The organism is Halorubrum trapanicum (genome assembly GCF_002355655.1).
GTDB classification, from domain to species: Archaea; Halobacteriota; Halobacteria; order Halobacteriales; family Haloferacaceae; genus Halorubrum; species Halorubrum trapanicum_A.
In genome coordinates, this window is record NZ_AP017569.1 from 1,895,568 (window position 1) to 1,914,003 (window position 18,436).

Annotated in this window: 20 protein-coding genes; 17 read left to right on the top strand and 3 right to left on the bottom strand. The window is 67.9% G+C overall.

Annotated features, from left to right (window positions below):
• Positions 1-154: 154 nt before the first annotated feature.
• Entirely contained in the window at positions 155-718 is a 564-nt protein-coding gene (locus CPZ01_RS09130) for a HalX domain-containing protein (RefSeq protein WP_096394434.1), read from the bottom strand.
• Positions 719-862: 144 nt separating this feature from the next.
• Here CPZ01_RS09130 and CPZ01_RS09135 point away from each other — a divergent pair, with 144 nt between their 5' ends.
• Positions 863-1,594, top strand: coding sequence for an RAD55 family ATPase (locus CPZ01_RS09135; protein ID WP_096394435.1), 732 nt, complete (start codon positions 863-865; stop codon positions 1,592-1,594).
• Between the two features lie 27 nt (positions 1,595-1,621).
• Here CPZ01_RS09135 and CPZ01_RS09140 read toward each other — a convergent pair whose 3' ends face one another.
• A complete protein-coding gene (locus CPZ01_RS09140) occupies positions 1,622-1,960 on the bottom strand; it encodes a helix-turn-helix domain-containing protein (protein WP_017343751.1) in 339 nt (112 codons plus the stop codon).
• A gap of 185 nt (positions 1,961-2,145) precedes the next feature.
• Between CPZ01_RS09140 and CPZ01_RS09145 the strand changes: the two genes are divergently transcribed.
• From CPZ01_RS09145 to CPZ01_RS09160, 4 genes are all read left to right on the top strand, one after another.
• Positions 2,146-2,484, top strand: a complete 339-nt coding sequence (locus tag CPZ01_RS09145; RefSeq protein WP_096394436.1) for a hypothetical protein — start codon at positions 2,146-2,148, stop codon at positions 2,482-2,484.
• 363 nt (positions 2,485-2,847) lie between these two features.
• Positions 2,848-3,441 (top strand): archaellin/type IV pilin N-terminal domain-containing protein, encoded by a 594-nt coding sequence (locus CPZ01_RS09150; RefSeq protein WP_096394437.1) that lies wholly within the window; start codon positions 2,848-2,850, stop codon positions 3,439-3,441.
• 2 nt (positions 3,442-3,443) lie between these two features.
• On the top strand, positions 3,444-4,106 hold the full coding sequence (locus tag CPZ01_RS09155; protein ID WP_096394438.1) for an archaellin/type IV pilin N-terminal domain-containing protein: 663 nt from the start codon (positions 3,444-3,446) through the stop codon (positions 4,104-4,106).
• An 84-nt stretch (positions 4,107-4,190) separates the two neighbouring features.
• Positions 4,191-4,955, top strand: a complete 765-nt coding sequence (locus tag CPZ01_RS09160; protein ID WP_096394439.1) for a DUF7500 family protein — start codon at positions 4,191-4,193, stop codon at positions 4,953-4,955.
• A gap of 19 nt (positions 4,956-4,974) precedes the next feature.
• Here CPZ01_RS09160 and CPZ01_RS09165 read toward each other — a convergent pair whose 3' ends face one another.
• The gene (locus CPZ01_RS09165) at positions 4,975-5,427 is read right to left on the bottom strand and encodes a zinc ribbon domain-containing protein (RefSeq protein ID WP_096394440.1); all 453 of its coding nucleotides are present in this window, start codon (positions 5,425-5,427) and stop codon (positions 4,975-4,977) included.
• Positions 5,428-5,635: 208 nt separating this feature from the next.
• Here CPZ01_RS09165 and CPZ01_RS09170 point away from each other — a divergent pair, with 208 nt between their 5' ends.
• The 12 genes from CPZ01_RS09170 to CPZ01_RS09225 all read left to right on the top strand — a co-directional run bounded on the left by CPZ01_RS09170 (position 5,636) and on the right by CPZ01_RS09225 (position 18,430).
• On the top strand, positions 5,636-7,999 hold the full coding sequence (locus CPZ01_RS09170) for a BGTF surface domain-containing protein (protein WP_172863949.1): 2,364 nt from the start codon (positions 5,636-5,638) through the stop codon (positions 7,997-7,999).
• Between the two features lie 125 nt (positions 8,000-8,124).
• Positions 8,125-8,481: a chemotaxis protein CheY gene (gene cheY, locus CPZ01_RS09175; RefSeq protein WP_004597560.1), complete on the top strand. Its 357-nt coding sequence runs from the start codon at positions 8,125-8,127 to the stop codon at positions 8,479-8,481.
• The gene (locus CPZ01_RS09180) at positions 8,481-9,671 is read left to right on the top strand and encodes a chemotaxis protein CheC (RefSeq protein WP_096394441.1); all 1,191 of its coding nucleotides are present in this window, start codon (positions 8,481-8,483) and stop codon (positions 9,669-9,671) included. Before cheY ends, CPZ01_RS09180 begins: the two co-directional genes overlap by 1 nt.
• Complete coding sequence (locus CPZ01_RS09185) at positions 9,668-10,255, top strand: chemotaxis protein CheD (protein ID WP_096394442.1); 588 nt, start codon at positions 9,668-9,670, stop codon at positions 10,253-10,255. The genes CPZ01_RS09180 and CPZ01_RS09185 overlap by 4 nt, the downstream gene beginning before the upstream one ends.
• A gap of 151 nt (positions 10,256-10,406) precedes the next feature.
• Positions 10,407-12,323: a FlaD/FlaE family flagellar protein gene (locus CPZ01_RS09190; protein ID WP_096394443.1), complete on the top strand. Its 1,917-nt coding sequence runs from the start codon at positions 10,407-10,409 to the stop codon at positions 12,321-12,323.
• On the top strand, positions 12,313-12,786 hold the full coding sequence (gene arlF, locus CPZ01_RS09195) for an archaellum stator protein ArlF (RefSeq protein ID WP_096394444.1): 474 nt from the start codon (positions 12,313-12,315) through the stop codon (positions 12,784-12,786). The genes CPZ01_RS09190 and arlF overlap by 11 nt, the downstream gene beginning before the upstream one ends.
• Entirely contained in the window at positions 12,787-13,284 is a 498-nt protein-coding gene (gene arlG / locus CPZ01_RS09200; protein ID WP_096394445.1) for an archaellum stator protein ArlG, read from the top strand.
• Position 13,285: 1 nt separating this feature from the next.
• Positions 13,286-14,035, top strand: coding sequence for an archaellum protein ArlH (gene arlH / locus CPZ01_RS09205; RefSeq protein WP_017343764.1), 750 nt, complete (start codon positions 13,286-13,288; stop codon positions 14,033-14,035).
• 92 nt (positions 14,036-14,127) lie between these two features.
• Positions 14,128-15,801 (top strand): type II/IV secretion system ATPase subunit, encoded by a 1,674-nt coding sequence (locus tag CPZ01_RS09210; protein WP_096394446.1) that lies wholly within the window; start codon positions 14,128-14,130, stop codon positions 15,799-15,801.
• Positions 15,802-15,860: 59 nt separating this feature from the next.
• Positions 15,861-17,597, top strand: coding sequence for an archaellar assembly protein FlaJ (flaJ, locus tag CPZ01_RS09215; protein WP_096394447.1), 1,737 nt, complete (start codon positions 15,861-15,863; stop codon positions 17,595-17,597).
• Positions 17,598-17,723: 126 nt separating this feature from the next.
• A complete protein-coding gene (locus CPZ01_RS09220) occupies positions 17,724-18,101 on the top strand; it encodes a MarR family transcriptional regulator (protein ID WP_096394448.1) in 378 nt (125 codons plus the stop codon).
• Entirely contained in the window at positions 18,101-18,430 is a 330-nt protein-coding gene (locus CPZ01_RS09225) for a hypothetical protein (protein WP_096394449.1), read from the top strand. The genes CPZ01_RS09220 and CPZ01_RS09225 overlap by 1 nt, the downstream gene beginning before the upstream one ends.
• Positions 18,431-18,436 lie beyond the last annotated feature (6 nt).

Below are 18,436 nucleotides of genomic sequence, written 5' to 3' on the forward strand. Positions count from 1 at the left end.
GATCGTCGTTGGGACCACAGTCACTTGAACTGCGGCCTCGACCGAAAACCGCTCCAGCGTCGTCGGCGTTGGCGGAGTACGCACTGCCGTGACGGCGGGAAAAGCGACCGGAGCGAGCGCCGCGAGAAATCGCGGCGAGGCGGTCGGCGTCGCGTCAGGCTTCGCCGAGGTCGCGGAACATCGCGCGGTAGTCGTCGGTCGACAGCGACTCGCCGAGGTCGTCGATGTCGGCGTCCAGCTCCTCCAGCCGATCGACGAGGTCGGCGTACGCGTCGTTCCCCTCGCGCTGCGCGGCCGGTTTCTGCGAGCTCAACACGGCGCGCTTGCTGGCGAGCGCGGCGGCCTCCTGGACGAGGTCGTCGTACTCGCTGCGCGTCAGGAGCGTGTCGATGGCCGCGAGCAGCTTCGTGCGGCTCACCGGCTTGGTGAGGTACAGATCGAACCCCATGTCGATGATGTCGAAGTCGGGCTCGACCGCGGTGACCATCGCCACGCGGCAGTCGTACCCTTCCCCGCGGATGTGGTCTAAGACGTCGTCGCCGCTCCCGTCGGGGAGTCGGCGGTCGAGGAGCACCACGTCGACGGCGGCGTCGACCCGGTCGATCGCCTCGGCCGCGGTCTCGGCGACGTCGACCGCGTACCGCTCCTCTAAGAAGCCGGCGTACAGCGCCGCGATGTCTGGCTCGTCCTCCACGACGAGTATCGACGGGTCGCTCACCGCCGATCACCGCCGGGAGCGACCGGACACGCTTCACCGGGCATACACGAACGGGCGGCGTGTCGAGAAATAAAACTGTCGCCGTCCGTTCGCCCGATGCCCTGAACCGTCTTTTATATACTCCGGCCGCCAATGGGGAGACGAATGTCAGAACTCGTCTCCACCGGGGTCGAGGGGCTCGACTCCATTCTCACCGGCGGCATCACCGAGCGGTCGACGGTCCTCGTCTCCGGGAACCCGGGCACCGGCAAGAGCATCTTCGGGATCCAGTACCTCCATCACGGCGTCTCAGAACACGACGAGCGCGGCGTCTACGTCTCCTTCGAGGAGGACGAGGCCGACATCCGCGGCGCGGCCGAGTCCGTCGGCTTCGAGGGGTTCGACGAGATGGTCGACGACGGCGACATCGTGATCCTCGACAAACGCGAGATGCTGCGGGAGACCGACTTCTCGACCGCGGTCGACCGCCTGCTCGACACCGTCGAGGACGGCGGGTTCGACCGGCTCGTGCTCGACTCGCTGTCGATGTTCCAGCTCTTCTTCGACGCCGAACAGGAGAAGCGCACGTACCTGCTGAAGTTCTCGGACATCCTCAAGGCGAACGGGCTCACCTCCCTGCTCATCAACGAGCAGGGCGCCGTCTTCCCCGACACCGAGGTCGGCTTAGAGAACTTCCTCACGGACGGGAACATCTACTTCATCCAGACGCCGACCGACTCCGGCGTCAACCGCTACGTCTGGGTGGCGAAGATGCGGAAACAGGACATCGACACCGACATCTTCCCGATGGAGATCGGCCAGGGCGGGATCACGGTCCACGAGCGCGCGGGCGGCTTCTCGATGATGGGCGGCTCCGACGACCAGCCGTCGTTCTGACGGCCGCAGAGCCCGCCGATTACCTCGTTACTCCCGCGAGGAGAGGTCGCGCCAGACGTCGTCGAGCCGGTTCTTCACCGCCGACCGCTCCTCCACCTCGACGGTGAGCCCGTCGCGGAAGTCGACCTCGACCCCGTCGACCTTCCGGCGGTACACCTTCACGCGCCGGTGTTCGTCCGAGAGCGGCCGGTCGTGTAGCTCCAGGAGGTCCGCCTCCTCCAGCTCGTTGATCCGTCGGTAACACGTCGCGATCGGGACGTCCAGCTGGTCGCTGAGGTCCTGCGCCGACTTCGCCTCGCCCGTCGCCGTCAGGATGTCCGTGTTGTATTTGTTACCGAGTACGGTGATCAGATCGTCCCCCACCATTCACGTTATCGAGATTGATTTCTTTGGTTTATAATGGTACCGGTGGTCGCCCCGATTGCCGAATGTCTCTATTCGACGTGCGGGAGGGGACCGTGACCGGTTCGGCGCTCCGCCCCGCGGAATCGTGTTATCGCCGCTGATACCCGCCACCGTGGGTTTATTACCGGCGTTCGAGCAGGTTCGGTATGGAGATAATCGAGGGGTTGTACCTGATGACGACCACCGTGCTGGCCGGCGCGAGCGCGACGCTGGTCGCGTTCGCGGTCGCGGCGTACCGCTCGTCCGGCCGCACGGCGATGGCGTACTTAGCGGTCGGCTTCGGGCTCGTCGTCGTCGCGGCGGTCGGAACGCCCGCGGCCGCCTTCCGGACGGGGTTCGGCAACGCGGAGGCGCTACTCCTGGTCAACACCGGGTTGCTCGCGGCGTCGATGGCGCTCGTCGCGGGGAGCCTCGCGGTCTACGAGCCGGGGACGCAGGAGTTCGTGATCCCCGAATCGGAACTCTCGCGCCTGCGCGATCGGTAAAGTGAAAAGCGGAGACGCGTAGAGCCGGAACGCAAGCACGACGCGTGCTGTAACTTCTCCGGCGGCGGTCGCCGATTATCTGGTTCGGTCTTTCTGCTAACGTCGATCGCGCTGTTCGGTTTCCGTCCGCAATTTTGTCGGTGAGCGTCGGCGCTGGACGCGGCATTCCCAGATCCAACGCTGAGAACGCTCCGCGGATTTCGTTAATTAGTTCTGTAATTATCTGACCAAAATAAATACGAAAACCGCACGAAGTGAGTTGTTTATCAACATGGATAACCGGGGACGTGATCTTAAGTAGGAATTCCTCATCGTCATCGATAACGCCCGCCGGGCAGGCCGGGGGCCGACGCAACACAACCAATGTTCGAAGCAATCACGGACGAGGAACAACGCGGTCAAGTGGGGATCGGGACCCTCATCGTGTTCATCGCGATGGTGCTGGTGGCGGCGATCGCCGCCGGCGTTCTGATCAACACGGCCGGATTCCTCCAGACGCAGGCGGAAGCAACGGGCGAAGAAAGTACAAGTCAGGTCTCCGACCGGCTCCAGGTCGTGAGCCAGTCGGGTAACGTCACCGATGTTAATGGTAGCCAGGGAGTCGACGAGATTGACTTCGTCGTTGCGAAGGCGCCCGGTGCTGGAGCTATCGATCTAAACCAGGTGAGCCTGGAGATGATTGGGGCAAACGGTCAAGTGGCGTTCCAACTTGACGAGCTCAGTTCCAGCGTGGACATTTTCACCGATCCTGAGAATACGGACGTCGTCTTGACAGACAGCAGCGACCGGGCCGAGATCAACGTTGATCTTGACAATAGTACGGTCGTGGACTACGGCAACATGGGCTCGGGCGAGCAACTCTCCGTGACGTTCACCACGGCGTCTGGCGCAACGACGACGACCGAGATTCGTGTGCCGACGACGCTTACGAAAGACCAGACTTCGGTGAGGCTGTAACAATGTTTGAGTTCATCAATAACAACGACGACCGCGGTCAGGTTGGTATCGGCACGCTCATCGTGTTCATCGCGATGGTGCTGGTGGCGGCGATCGCCGCCGGCGTCCTGATCAACACGGCCGGGTTCCTCCAGTCACAGGCGGAAGCGACCGGACAGGAGAGTACGGATCTCGTCTCAGAGCGTATTGACGTGACGAGCACAGTTGGTATCGTCAAAAACAATACTGACCCGCAGGAACTTTCCGAGATCCGCGTCGGTGTCGCTGGAGCTGCTGGGTCTAACCAAATCGATCTGAGTTCGGCAACGATACAGGCAGTCGGGCCGAACGGCCAGGCGAACTTGATCTTCACCGACAGTCAGGTCCTCGGTTCGAACAACGGCAACCTCACTGGTGCTAACGTCTCAGACATCCCCGCAGGGACGTTCGCGGTTCAAGACTCTAACGGCGAGTTCGTCGAGGAAAGTTCCGCAGTTCTGAATGACGAGGACCGCTTCACGATCGTGTTCAATCCCGCTATCGAACCATTCGGTGACGGTAGCAACAACTTCGGTCAAGGAGAACAGTCATCGCTTGACATCGTCTCACCCTCCGGTGCGACGACCAGTGTTGATATCCGCGCACCCGACCTGTTCAACGAGGGTGGCGAAGCGGTCCGGCTCTAACGAGCCTCGAACAGCACGGTAACCACTGTCGCGGCGGCTCGGCCGCCCGCAACACCTATTTTTCGGCGCGCGCTACCACGACCCATGAGTGACGACGACGCCGTCCCGGCCGACCCGGAGGAGCTCGACTTCACCGACGACGAGGACGTCGTCGAGATCGGGGAGGGTCGCTACGTCGTCGGGACGAACGGCCGCCCCAACGTCGGCCGCTCGCGGGGCCAGCGCCGCGCGCCGCCCGAGGACGATTCCGGGTTCACCGCCGCGGACCCGGCGAGCCCGGAGGAGCGGCGGCCCGCCGGCGACGACCCGCGGTCGAGCGCGGCCGGGCCCGGCGTCGGCGAGCGCGGGCAGCAGGGCGGACAGCCCGGCGGCGGTCAACCCGACGCACAGCCCGGCGGGGGACAGCAGTCCGCGGGGCAACCGGCCGGCGGCGGACAGCCGCCGCCGAACGCGCAGGGGCAGCGTCGAAACCAGGCCGCAGCGGGCGGCGACGCGGTCGACCGCCAGTCGGTGAGCCGGTGGCTGGCGAACTCCTTCGACGGCGACGGGTTCGACTACGGCATCGACGCGACGCTCCACGCGAAGGGCGACACCACCCGCCAGCGGATGGTGTCGAACGACGTGACGGCGACGTTCGACACGCTCGTCACGTGGTTCGCGTCGAACGCGGGGCCGAGCTCGCCGACGCCGGAGGCGATCGGGCTGCTGCTCGCGGCCTCCGAGACGACCGTCGACCTGCCGCCGGTGGTGATCAAGCGGTTCGCGGCGAGTCAGGGGCTCTCCGCGAGCGACAGCATCGGCGACTTAGTTCGCGCGGCCGAAGAGGAAGGCGGGTTCAGGATCGAGTGACTACCGGAGGAGAGACCCGTTACCCCAACAACACGAACAGCGCGATCCCGATCAGCGCGAACACCGCGTAGATTCCCGCCATCACCTCGCGTTTCAGCGGGCTCCCGAGCGGCTCCGCGGTGAGCCGCCGGATTGGCGGAAGAATCGCGATCCCGCCGAGGATCAGCGGCCACGACTCCGGCGCCGGGACCCGCGTGAGCGCGACGACGACCGTGCCGTACCCGACGACGTACGACCCCCGGCGCCAGAGCTGCTCGCGGTCGGTCAGGTCCTCCTTCGACGGGAACGCGTCATTCCCGCCCGAGCCGCCGCCGTCGGATCCGCCACCGCCGCCCCCCGCGACCTGTTCCGCCTGTCGCTGAACGTACTCGTCGAGCTCCTCGGCCGCGTCCTCCGTCTGCGGGGCGCCGCACTGCGCGCAGTACCGCGCGTCGTCGTCGACCGGAGCGTCACAGCGGGGACACGATGGCATCTTGGCGTGGATCGGGCGCCGCCCGGGCTTAATTCTTCGGACCGAGGAGTCCGCTCACGTCGGGCGATTCCCGTGTTTTCCGCTCCGCCGCACCTGATCGCGTTACAAGTCCTGATAATCGGGTGAGTACGCTTTAGTCGGTGACTCGCCGAGTCGTCGCCAACCAAGCGCGGGCCGTCGTCCGGCCCGCACTCGTTGACCAGCCCTCATGACGATGGACCACGATCACGCGACCGACACGCGCTCGACGGACTCGACGGCGACCGACAGCGACCGGACGGTCGACTCCGGACCCGACCGGCGGTTCCGTCCCGACGAGATCGGCCCATCGGCGTTTCAGACGAGCGTGATCGCCCTCGTCGTCCTCGTCGCGCTCGCCGGCGTCGTCGCGACCGCTCCGGCCGCGGCGGGCCTCGCGCCCGGGTCGTCCGCGCCGGCCGTCGAGGCTGGACCGACGGCGCCCGTCGCGGTCGAGGCTCCCGGGTCGACCGGTCCGGCGGACCGTCCGGAGATCGACGGTGGGTTCTCCCGCTCGACGTACACCGGGGTCGCCGGGGATCCGGTCAGGATCAGGTACACGGCCGACAACCCTGGCGAAGACGAGTACCTGCTGATCGGCGGGAACCGGCTCACCGACACGGGACAGCCGGTCGGCTTCGTCGACGTGCTCAAAATCACGGGATCGAGTGAAACCACGATCAACACCCGGACGCTCGGCACCGACGCGAGCAACGTCGAGAGCTGTGGTCTCGAAGACACGTCGTGTGACCTGGAGTTCGTCGACGAGAACGGAGACCCGGTCGCCGAGAACCTCAGCGCGCTCCCGAGCGCGACCGGCGCAGGGGGGCTCGCTCGTCCGCTCGTCCCGCAGCGGTACCGGCTCGCGATCACCAACGGGACGTTCGTCGTGGAGGACTCAGGCGTGGTGACGCCGACCGCGAGCGCGGATCAGGCCGACCTCCTCTTGGAGAAGCCGAAGTTCCGCGAGGAGGTCGAGGTGTTCACCACCGCCGACCGGGACGCGCTCGGCGAGGACGTCGACGCCGAGTCGCTCGACGTGCTCCGGGAGAACGGGCTCGACCGGTCCGTCGTGACGAAGGGGAACAGGATCGTCCTCGGGTTCGAGTCGACGGGCATCTGGGGGGCGCTGTCGCACTTCGCGGCGGAACGCGACGCGGGACCGATCGAGGCCGGCGGGGCGGTCGACCACCGAGTGTTGGCCGACCTCTTGGAGAAGGAATCGGGCGTGTCGCTCCGCGTCCGACAGACGAATCCGGGGATGAACGAACCGCCCGCGACGCTCGACCTCTCGCGCGCCGACGCCGAGGACGTCTCGCTCATCTTCGCGGATGCGACCGAACTGGCGACCCCGGACGCGCCGGGCCGCTTCTACCTCGTGATCGACACGAGCGACGGCGACCACTTCACCGAGGAGCCCGAACCGGGCGACGAGTTCGCCGTCGAGTTCGCGCTGGAGGGCACCGAGGGCGAGCGGTACGCGTTCGCCGACGGCGGTGAGCCGCCGGGCGCGTTCAACGCCAGTTCGGCTTTCGACGGCGGTTCGGAGCAGTTCCCCTACTGGACGGCCGGCGACAGCACGGTCCGCGCCGAGGCGTCGTTCACCGTCCGGGAGCGGTACCTTCGGTACGACCACGTCACCGACGACGGCGACCTCCTCGTCGAGATTGAGGACGGACGGCTCACGGGAACGACGTCGCTGCTACCGCGGCGGGAGATGACCGCGACGTTCGTGAACGACGCCGGCGACGCCCCGTTCCGAACGGAGTCACCGCTCGAAATCGGGGACGGGAACTTCACGATCGCTGTCGACCTCGAGGAGGTATCACCCGGGACGCGGCTGAACTACGAGCTGTACGAGGGATCCACCCTCCGCGACAGCCGGACTGTCATCGTCGTCGGCGACGCCGACAACCCGGACGAACTGGTGATCGACGACGCCCCCGAGAACGTCACCGTCACCGAGGGCGGGAACCTCTCCGCGCTCCGGGTCGTCGCGCGCAACGCGGGCGGCCTCACCGGCGAGGGTGAACTCACCCTCACCGTCGACAACGGCAGCGCGGTGGGGTCGTGGGGAGTCCGGCTCGAACCGGGCAAGTCCCGAACGTACGCGTTCGGCTCCGTGACGGTCGACCTCGACCCGGGAACCTACCCGTTCACCCTCCGGCTCGACGGCGACACTCACGGCGGGACGCTCGTGGTCGAACAAGACCCGGCGACGACGACGATCGACGACGAGGGCGACGGGAGTACCGAAAACGGCACCGACACCGGCGACGGCGGCGCGGACGACGGCACCGACGTCGACGGGAGCGGCGACGACGGCGACTCGGAACCGAACTCGACCGCCCCGAACGGGTCGGACTCCGGCGCCGACTCGAACGACACCGAAACCGACGGCGACGGGGGCCCCGGCGCGACGAGCGACGGCGACGCGCCCGCCGAGCAGGAGACTGACTCCGTCGGCATGCTTCCGCTGCCGTTCGGGACGCGCGAGGCGTTCGGCGGCACCGTGCTCGTCGGCGCGATCCACCTCCTCGGCCACTGGGTCTGAGGCCCTCCTCGGCCACTGACTCGAGACGCACTCCCCTCTTCGCCGGGGACGTCCCGGCTCCGTTCTCATCGCTGAGAACCGCGGGGGAGCGATTAAGTGATCGCTGCGCCCGGTTTCAGACAACAATGGCTACGCGGGTACTCATCGCCGACGACTCGGAGTTCATGCGGAACCTCCTCCGGGAGATCCTCGAAGGCGAGTTCGAGATCGTCGGAGAGGCGGAAAACGGTGTGGAGGCGGTGAACATGTACGAGGAGCACGGGCCGGACCTCGTGATGATGGACATCGTGATGCCGATCCGCGACGGGATCGAGGCGACGACGGAGATCCTCGAAGAGAACCCCGACGCGACCGTGATCATGTGTACCAGCGTCGGGCAGGAGGAGAAGATGAAGGCCGCTATCAAGGCGGGCGCGGAGGGGTACATCACGAAGCCGTTCCAGAAGCCGAACGTGCTCGACGCCATCGGCTCGGCGGTATAATGCGCGTCGACGTCCGCGCGCTCGGCGCCTGCAACCGCCTCGCGGAGCGGGGGGCGAAACAGGCCGCGGGCGCGCTCTCGGACCTCACCGGGACCGACCTCGCGGTCGAGGTGACGGGCGCGAGCGTCGCCAGCGGCGAGGACCTCGCGGAGTCGTTCGCGGGCCGGGAGTCGATCGGCGTGAGCGTCGGGCTCCGCGGCGGGCTGGACGGCGAGGCGGTCCTCGCGTTCGACGCCGCCAACGTCGACGCCCTGCTCTCGCTGCTCCCCGGGGGGCAGTCGATGGAGCGCAGCGCGGTGACGGAGGTCGGCAACATCGCGCTCGGCGGCTTCCTCGACGGCTGGGCGAACTACCTCGGAAAGGCGATCGACATGTCGCCGCCGCGGTACTTCGAGGCCGACGGCGCGGCGGTGTTGCCGGACGGCGCGCTCGCCGGCGACGGCGTCTTCCTCTTCGAGAGCCGGCTGGACGCGACGACGACGGACCTCGATTTCTCGATCTACATGCTCCCCGACTCCGGGCCGTTCCGCGACCTCATCGTCGGGAAGACGGCGCCCGCGGCGACCGCCGGCGGCGAGGCGGACGGCGGGACGGCGAGCACGGCGGTGCCGTACGAGTCGCTGTCGACGTTCTCGTCGCTGGCGAAGAAGGGGTCGGCGAACGCCGCCGACAACATCGCGATGATGACCGGGTTAGAGACCAGCGTCGACGTGAGCCGGCTCCGGTTCGTCCCGCTCGCGGACGTGCCCGCGGAGGTCGGCACCGAGCCGCACGCGGGCACGGTGTTCGAGCTTCAGGGAGAGCCCAGCGGCTACCTCGCGATCCTCTTCGAGGAGTCCTCGGCGGCGGCCGTCGCCGACGCGATGCTTCCGATGGACCCCGACGAGCCCCTCGGCGACATGGCACAGAACGCGCTCTGCGAGCTCGGCAACGTGATGACGAGCGGGTTCATCGACGGGTGGGCGAACGTCCTCGGCACGTCGATCACCCACTCGCCGCCGGAGTTCGTCCACGACATCGGCGCCTCGACGATCAGCCCGCTGGTCGCGAAGCTGAGCGAGCGGCAGGACTACGGGTTCGTGATCGACACCGCGATCCAGACGGAGGGGATCCAGGCGCGGTGCGACGTGTACGCGCTCCCCGACGAGCGCGAACTGGCTCGGGCGCTCGACCGGCTTTCGGAGCCGTGACCCGCTCGCTCTCCGACGATCGGCCGGACGAGCCGGCGGACCGAACGGAGAGCGGTGGGGACGCGGTCGCCGACGCGGAGCCCGCGGCCGTCACCGGCGGCGCGGCGGCCGACGACCCCGGCCGGATCAAGGTCGGCGTGGGCGAGCTCGCGGTCACCGACGGCGACGCCCTGCTGACCACGAGCGGGCTCGGCTCCTGCGTCGCGGTCGCGCTCGTCGACGAGCGGGCGGGCGTCCGCGGCCTCCTCCACGCCATGTTGCCCGCGGGCGAGGGCCGCACGACGGCCGTCTCGCGGCCCGCGAAGTACGTCGACACCGGGATCGACTCGCTGATCGGGGCGCTCGACGACGCCGGCGCCGACCCCCGTCGCTTGGAGGCGCGCGTCGCCGGCGGCGCCGAGATGCTGGACCTCACCGACGCGGTCGGCCCGCGGAACGTCGAGCGCGTCGGCGAGGTGCTCGACGCCGCGGGCGTCCCCGTCGTCGCCAGCGACGTCGGCGACGCGGTGGGGCGGACCGTCCGGTTCGGTCCGGACGGTCGGCTCGTCGTCCGGGCGGCGGACGGCTTCGAACGAGCGATCTGACCGTCGATCGGAACTGGTTTCGCTTCTGGTCGCTTCCGGATTTATCCGCTCTCACCCCGCTCAATCGACGATACTCGTGTCTCGGCGTGCTTTCTCACGGCTGATATTTTGAGGGGTGAATTGAAGTGGGTTCTGCGGGTGGTACACGGTAATGGGCCTCGAACTACCGGTGTGGGGAGCTCCAACCGCCGCCTGGGCAGTCGCCACGCTGGGGCTCGTCGGTGCGAGCGTCCTCGACAGGTTCCTCGACGACGACGGATCCGACGACGACGGTTCCGGAGGTATGGACGGCGACGACGATCCCTTCGGCGGCGACATGGGCGGCGGCGACATGGGCGGCGGAGGGATGGGTGGCGGCATGGGCGGTGGCGGCGGTGGCGGCGACGGCTTCGACGACTTCGACGGCATGGACGAGTGGGACGACGAGTTCGACGACGGCGGCGGTGGCGGCGGCGGCGGCGCGGCCACCGACGAGCTGGAGAACCGGCTCGACGAGCTCGAAAACGAGGTCGCGTCGCTCTCCTCGACCGTCTCGACGGTCCGCTCGGAGAACGAGGAGATCTCGAACGCCGTCGACGACATCGAGGAGGACGTCCGCAACCTGCTCGACATCTACGAGATGGTCACCCGCGGCATCAACCCGTTCGTCGACGACGGCGGCGGCTTCGACAGCGTCGAGGGGGGCGGCGAGGGCTCGTTCGGCATCTTCGACGACGACGACGGCGGCGAGGAGGAGGACCTCGACGAGGACGTCGCGAACGCCGACGCGGACGGGTTCTTCGACGACGACCTCCTCGACGAGGAGGCGGAAGACGACGAGTTCGACGACCTCGACGAGGACGACGGCGGCGACGAGTTCGACGACCTCGACGGCGACGACGGGTTCGACGACCTCGACGGCGACGACGGGTTCGACGACCTCGACGACGAGTTCGACGAACTGGACGACGACAGCACGGATGACGCCGCGTCCGAGACCGAAGCGGCGGACGACGGAGACGACATGAACGACGATGGAAAGAGTTTCAGCGAACTGAAAGAAGAGTACGACTCCGGGGAGGCCGACTGGGCCGAGGAGGGCGACGACGCCGCGGACGAGGACCCGTTCGAGGACGGGGACGACTCGTTCGCCGACCCCGGCGACGAAACCGACTCGTTCGACGACGACGGCGGCCTCGGGGACGACGACCTCGCCGGCGCCGAGGACGACGGCGTCGACTTCGACGAACCGGCGGACCCGGAGCCGGCGGGCGGCGCGGCCGACCCGGAGCCGGCCGGCGGCGCCGATCCGGAGCCGGCGCCCGACCGCCGGCCCGGCGGCGACCCTGCGGAGGCCTCCGGCGGCTTCGAGTACGTCGGCGAGGACGACCTCTCGGGGAGCGGCGGCCGCGGTAAGCCGTACCTCACCGAGCTCCCCGGCGACTACGTCGGCGACCTCCTCGTGATGGAGTGGCTGGAGTTCCTCGTCTCCGAGAGCGACGTCACCGACGCGGTGCGCGCGATCAACTACTACGAGCGGATCGAGTGGATCGGGCCCGACGCCGCCGCGCGGCTCCGGGACTTCCTCTCCGGGTTCGGCACGATCGACCGCAACCTCGTCGACCGGCCGGGCACCGACCGGCTCGTCCGCGAACACCACACCCGCAGCCTCCGGTACGTGACCCAGCTCAACGGCACCAGCAGCCACACGGTCCTGTTGGACCGCTGGGACGACCTCGCCGGCGGCTCGCTCGTCGGCGGCGGGCCCGTCAACGGGCGCCGCGGCGGGCGCGTCGATTCCGGGCGCAACGGTCGCAACGACCGCAACGATCGGTCGGCATCGAAGCGGAACGGTCACGACGAGTCCGGCCGGCGGGACGCGCCCGACGAGCGCGAGCGACGGACGAACGGCGCGGACCGCGACCCGGCGGAGCGCGACGACGCGGCGCGCGAGGCGGAGGCGGACCGACGCGACGGGCACCGCGACGACCGGCGCGACCGGAACGGTTCCGCGCGACCGATGAACGATCCGAATCCCCGTTCCGACCGCGCCGATCCGGCCGACGGAGGGTGGGGAGATGGGCGTTAGCGTCTCCGCGTCCACGGCCATCATCGTCGCGGGGCTGTTCTTCGCGTTCACGACGTTCTACCCCGTGGCGGCCAACGGGCTCGACCGCGTCTCCGACGCCCAACACGGCATCAACGAGCGCGCGTTGGAGCGGCAGAACACCGACTTCGCGGTGACGAACGCGACCTACGACACCGACACCGAGACCCTCACCGTCAACGCCACCAACGAGGGGGCGATCGGCCTCGTCGCGGGCGACGCGACGCTCGTCGTCGGTAACGAGTACGTCGACGTGGGCGGGGCGAACGCGTCCACGACCGTCGACGGCGACGGCGACACCGCGCTCTGGCTCGGCGACGAGACCCTCACCGTGCGGGTCACACAGGGCGAGACGGAGACGACGATCGATGACGGCACGCGGGTCGTCCTCGTCGTCGAGTCCGGCGTCCGCGACGCCGCGACCGTGACGGAGGTGGGCGCGTAGATGGCCAGCGTCCCCGTCTCCCACCTCATCCTGTTCATCGCGAGCCTGGTGATCGCCGCCGGCGTCGTCGGCACCATCACGACCGGGGTCGACCGGGTGAGCGCCGCCGTCGAGGACGCCGGCCTCGACGCGACCGAACAGCTCCGGACCGACGTGACGATCATCTCGGACCCCAGCGCGGGGGTGTACAACGCGAGCGGCGACCAGAACGTCACGCTGTTGATAAAGAACACCGGCACCTATCGGTTGGCGCCCGACGGCTCCGACCTCGACGTCGTCTTCAACGGCGCGTACGTCCGACCGGACGCGCTCTCCGGGGAGCTGGTCTCCGCCGACGGCGCGAACGCGTGGAGCCGCGGCGACGTGTTACGGCTCACGATAAACGTCAACGCGATCGACGGGTCGAGCGACGGGCTCGTCGACGGGGACCACCGGGTGTTCATCACCGTCAACGGCGACGAGGAGCTGTTCCAGTTCCGCGTGGAGGGGGGTAACTGAGATGCCCCACGACAACCTCCTCTCCCTCGGCCTCGGCGACCGCGACCGGCTCAACAAGGAGCTGGGCGGCGGTATCCCCCGCGGCAGCATCGTCCTCATGGAGGGCGACTACGGCGCGGGCAAGAGCGCAATCTCCCAGCGGTTCGCCTACGGCCTCGTCCAGGAGGGCGCCTCCGTCACGATGATGTCGACGGAGCTCACCGTCCGCGGGTTCATCGACCAGATGCACTCGCTGGAGTACGACATGGTGAAGCCGCTCCTCCAGGAGGAGCTGCTCTTCCTCCACGCCGACTTCGACTCCGGCGGCGCCTTCTCCGACGGCGACGGCGAGCGCAAGGAGCTGCTCAAGCGGCTGATGGAGGCCGAGGCGATGTGGAACTCCGACGTCGTCTTCCTCGACACGTTCGACGCCATCTTCCGGAACGACCCCACCTTCGAGGCCTTGGTGCGGAAGAACGAGGAGCGACAGGCCGCCCTGGAGATCATCTCCTTCTTCCGCGAGATCATCTCGCAGGGGAAGGTGGTCGTGCTCACCGTCGACCCCTCGGCCGTCGACGACGACGCCATCGGCCCCTTCCGGTCGATCGCGGACGTGTTCCTCCAGCTCGAGATGATCGAAGTCGGCAACGACATCCGCCGGCAGATCAACGTGAAGCGGTTCGCGGGCATGGGCGAGCAGGTCGGCGACACGATCGGGTTCTCGGTCCGTTCCGGAACCGGAATCGTCATCGAGAGCCGCAGCGTCGCCTAACACATGACCCGCCGACGCACAGCCGGTCCGCGCGCGCGGACCGCGACCACCGCGACCGGGCGTAGGCCCGCCACGACGACCGGGTGTAGGAGATGACCGAACACGGCACCGCAAAACCGTCCGAAGAGCTCCGGAAGGCGGCCATGCGGCGGCCGCACCTCCGGGAGCACCTCCGCGAGTTCAAACAGATCACGGGGGAGTTCCCGCAGTTCATCGAGGAGCCGAAAGACGAGTACGAGTCCGACCGGCCGAACGTCATCTACCCGGTCGGCGGCCCCATTTACAGCCACATCTACGGCGACCTCGGGCAGGACACGAAGTACTACGCCATCGAGCCGGAGGTGTCCGGCCCGCAGGCGGAGATCCTCAACGAGGTGAAAAACCGGCTGCTCACCGTGAGCGGCCAGCACACCGCGCCGGAGAACGAGGCCGAGTACGACGACCTCATCGAGGAGCTGTTAGAGGAGGTCACGCACGTCGACGACAGTTCCACCGGCTGGCGCCGCGGGCTCTCGAAGCTGAAGAACTTCGGGAAGCTGTCGGTCACCGAGGAGACCTACGAGAACATCCGCTACCGGCTCAACCGCGACATCGTCGGGCTCGGGCCGCTCGAACCGGTGATGCGCGACCCGGCAAACGAGGACATCCACGTCATCGGCCCCAAGGAGTGCCACGTCGACCACGGCACGTTCGGCATGCTGGAGACGACCGTCGACTTCGGCACCCCGAAGGAGTTCGACAACTGGCTGCGCAACATGGGCGAGCGGATCGGGGACCCGCTCTCCGACTCCGACCCCATCGTCGACTCCACGCTGCCGGACGGGTCGCGTATCAACATCATCTACTCCGACGACGTGTCGCTGAAGGGCTCCTCGCTCACGATCCGGCAGGGCGAGGAGGTCCCCCTGTCGATCAACCAGATCACCAACTGGGGGACGCTCTCGCCGGAGCTGGCGGCGTACCTCTGGCTCTGCCTGGAGAACGAGCAGACGGTGTTCGTGGTCGGGGAGACGGCGTCCGGGAAGACGACGACGCTGAACGCCATCCTCTCGTACATCCCGGACGACTCGAAGATCTACACCGCGGAGGACACCGCGGAGGTCATCCCGCCGCACAGCACCTGGCAGCAGCTGTTGACCCGGGAGGGGGGCGGCGAGGGCTCCTCCGACGTGGACATGTTCGACCTCGTCGCCGCCGCGCTGCGGTCGCGTCCCGACTACATCATCGTGGGCGAGGTCCGCGGCGCCGAGGGTCGCATGGCGTTCCAGGCCGCCCAGACCGGCCACCCCGTGATGCTGACGTTCCACGCGTCCGACATCGTCTCGATGATCCAGCGGTTCACCTCCGAGCCGATCAACGTCCCGGAGACGTTCATGGACAACGCCGACGTGGCGCTGTTCCAGAACCGCGTGAAGCAGGGCGACCAGGTGCTGCGCCGCGTGACGAGCGTCCAGGAGATCGAGGGGTACTCCAAGGAGATGGAGGGGGTCGTCACCCGCGAGGTGTTCAGCTGGGACCCCGTCGAAGACGAGATCGTCTTCCAGGGGATGAACAACTCCTACGTGCTCGAAGAGCAGATCGCGACCCTGCTGGGGTACGCCGACACCCGCGACATCTACGACGACCTCGACTTCCGCGCGGAGCTGATCGAGCGGATGATCCAGGAGGGAATCCTCGGCTACCACGAGGTGAACGACGCGATCAACTCCTTCCAGCGCGACGGCGTCGAGGGGCTCCCCTTCGACATGCACCGGAACACGAGGTAGCGACGATGAAGGGCGCACTGACGGCGGCCGGCGAGCCGACGACGGAGGTGAGCTGACCGATGGCCGTGAAACGGATGGGCGACGGGCTCGCGACGGCCGCCAAGCTGACCTCCGAGGTGATGGAGTCGTACGAGCAGCTCGACATCTCCAAGGGGAAGTACGTCGGCCTCGTGCTGCTGCCGGCCGTGTTCGTCTTCCTCGGGAGCGTCGTCGGCCTGGTCGCGCTTCCGCTCCCCTTCGCCGCCCGAGTCCCGATCCCGATGTTCGGCGGGCTCGTGCTGTTCGCGGCCGTCATCTACCCGAAGATCTACCTCTCCAGCCTGGAGACGAAGATCGACAACCAGCTGCACCTCGTGATGACCCACATGACGGTGCTGTCGACGACGAACATCGACCGGATGGAGGTGTTCCGGACGCTGGCGCAAGAGGAGGAGTACGGCGTCGCCGCCGAGGAGATCGGCCGCGTCGTCCACCTCGTCGACACGTGGAACCAGAGCCTCGACGACGCGTGTCGCCGCCGCGCGCAGGAGGTCCCCTCCGACGCCATGGCCGACTTCTTCGACCGCCTCGGCTACACGATGGGGGCGGGGCAGTCGTTAGAGGAGTTCCTCGTCTCCGAGCAGGACGTCATGCTCGCGCAGTACGAGACCCGCTACGAGTCCGCGCTCTCGAACCTGGAGGTGATGAAGGACCTGTACATGTCGATGATCCTCTCGATGACGTTCGCGCTGGTGTTCGCCGTCGTCCTCCCGATCCTCACGGGCAACGACCCGACCGCGACGGTCGCGGCCGTCATCGTCCTCTTCGTCTTCGTTCAGCTCGGCTTCTACGCGATGATCCGCGCGACGTCGCCGTACGACCCGATCTGGTACCACCCGGACGAGCGCGCGCCCGGCGACCTGAAGCTGTGGGGCTCTCTGATCGGCGGCGGCGGGCTCTCCTTCGTCCTCATCGGGATCACGGCCGCCGGGATGTTCGGCTACGGTCCCGGCCTCCCCGGCCTCCTCTTCTTCCTCGACGACGTGCGGCTGCCGCTGTACCTCTCGGTCCCCATCTCGCCGCTCATCATCACCGGGGTGGTCCTCCGGAACGAGGAGCAGGCGATCACGGCCCGCGACGGCGAGTTCCCGTCGTTCGTGCGCGCGCTGGGCGCGACCGAGAGCGCGAAGCAGTCGACGACCACGGACGTGCTGACGACGCTGCGCGACAAGAACTTCGGCGAGCTCTCCGAGGCCATCGAGCGGCTCTACCGCCGCCTCAACATGCGGATCAGCACCGAGGGCGCGTGGCGAGCGTTCACGCGCGACACGCGCTCGTACCTCATCCAGAAGTTCTCCGAGATGTACCTGGTCGGCCGGCGGATGGGCGGGGACCCGAAGATGCTCGGCGAGCTGATCTCGAAGAACATGAACGCCGTCAACCAGCTCCGCGAGCAGCGCCGCCAGGCGGCGATGACGTTCATCGGGCTGCTGTACGGGATCACGGCGGCCGCGACGTTCGCCTTCTTCATCGGGCTGGAGATCGTCGCGATCTTAGCCGACCTCACCTCCGACTTCGGGCTCGACCAGATGGACATCGGCCAGATCGTCTACCCCGGCGCGTACGACATCCCGCTCATCGAGTACCTCCTCCTGACGGTCGTGTTATTCAACGCGGCGCTCTCCTCGCAGATGATCCGCCGGATCGACGGCGGCAACCCCGCGAACGGCTACATCCACTTCGTCCTCCTGACGTGGCTCGGCGCGGGCACCGCCATCGCGACGCGGACGCTCGTCAACGCGATCCTGTCGATCTGAGGAGTCGTCCCGGGTCGCCGATCCGGGACCGCCGCGGCCGGGGCCGCGTTGCCGCTCTCACCGGCCCACGGGACCGATTACCCACAGCGTTATTACTCTTGTCGACGTAAGATTACACACAGTTACATGCCGGTCGACTTCGAGAGCTACCGTCCCACGGATCTCCCGGACGAAGACACCAACGGGCGTCGGATCCTCGAGTTCCTCGCTCGGAACCCGGAGCTGGGATTCCGGCCGAGCGAGCTCGCGGAAGAGCTCGATGTCCCCCGCGGGAGCGTCGGCACGACCCTCAGGCGACTCGAACAGCGGGGGCTCGTCCGGCACAAGGGCGAGTACTGGGCCATCAACGCCGAGGCGTACGACGCCCACACCGCGGCCCAGATCGGTCTCCGCGCGGTCGCGGACGCGTTCGCGGGCGACGGCTACGACCGGACCGACGACTGGGACGCCGACCTCCCGGATCTCGACGCGGACGAGTCGGGAGACGAATCGACCGACGGCTGATGTATCGACGCGGAACCGTGGTCGTCGCGTCGGACCCGTTCGGCGACGCGCCGCGGCGGCCCTACCTGATCGTCAGCGACGGCTCCCACCCGTTCGCGGGTGAGCAGTACATCGGGGCGGGGATCTCGACCAAGGAGTACGACGCGTCGGTGCCGCTCGCCGGCGCGTTCGCCGAGGGAGGGCTCGACCGAGAGTCGTTTGTCGCTCCGTGGGCGGTCGTGTCGCTGCGCGAGGCGACTGTCGACCGGGCGGTCGCTCGGGTCGAAGACGAGGTCACCGAGACGACGGTTCGTCGGATGGCGCGGTTCGTCGGCTATTCCGACGATTGAGGCCTT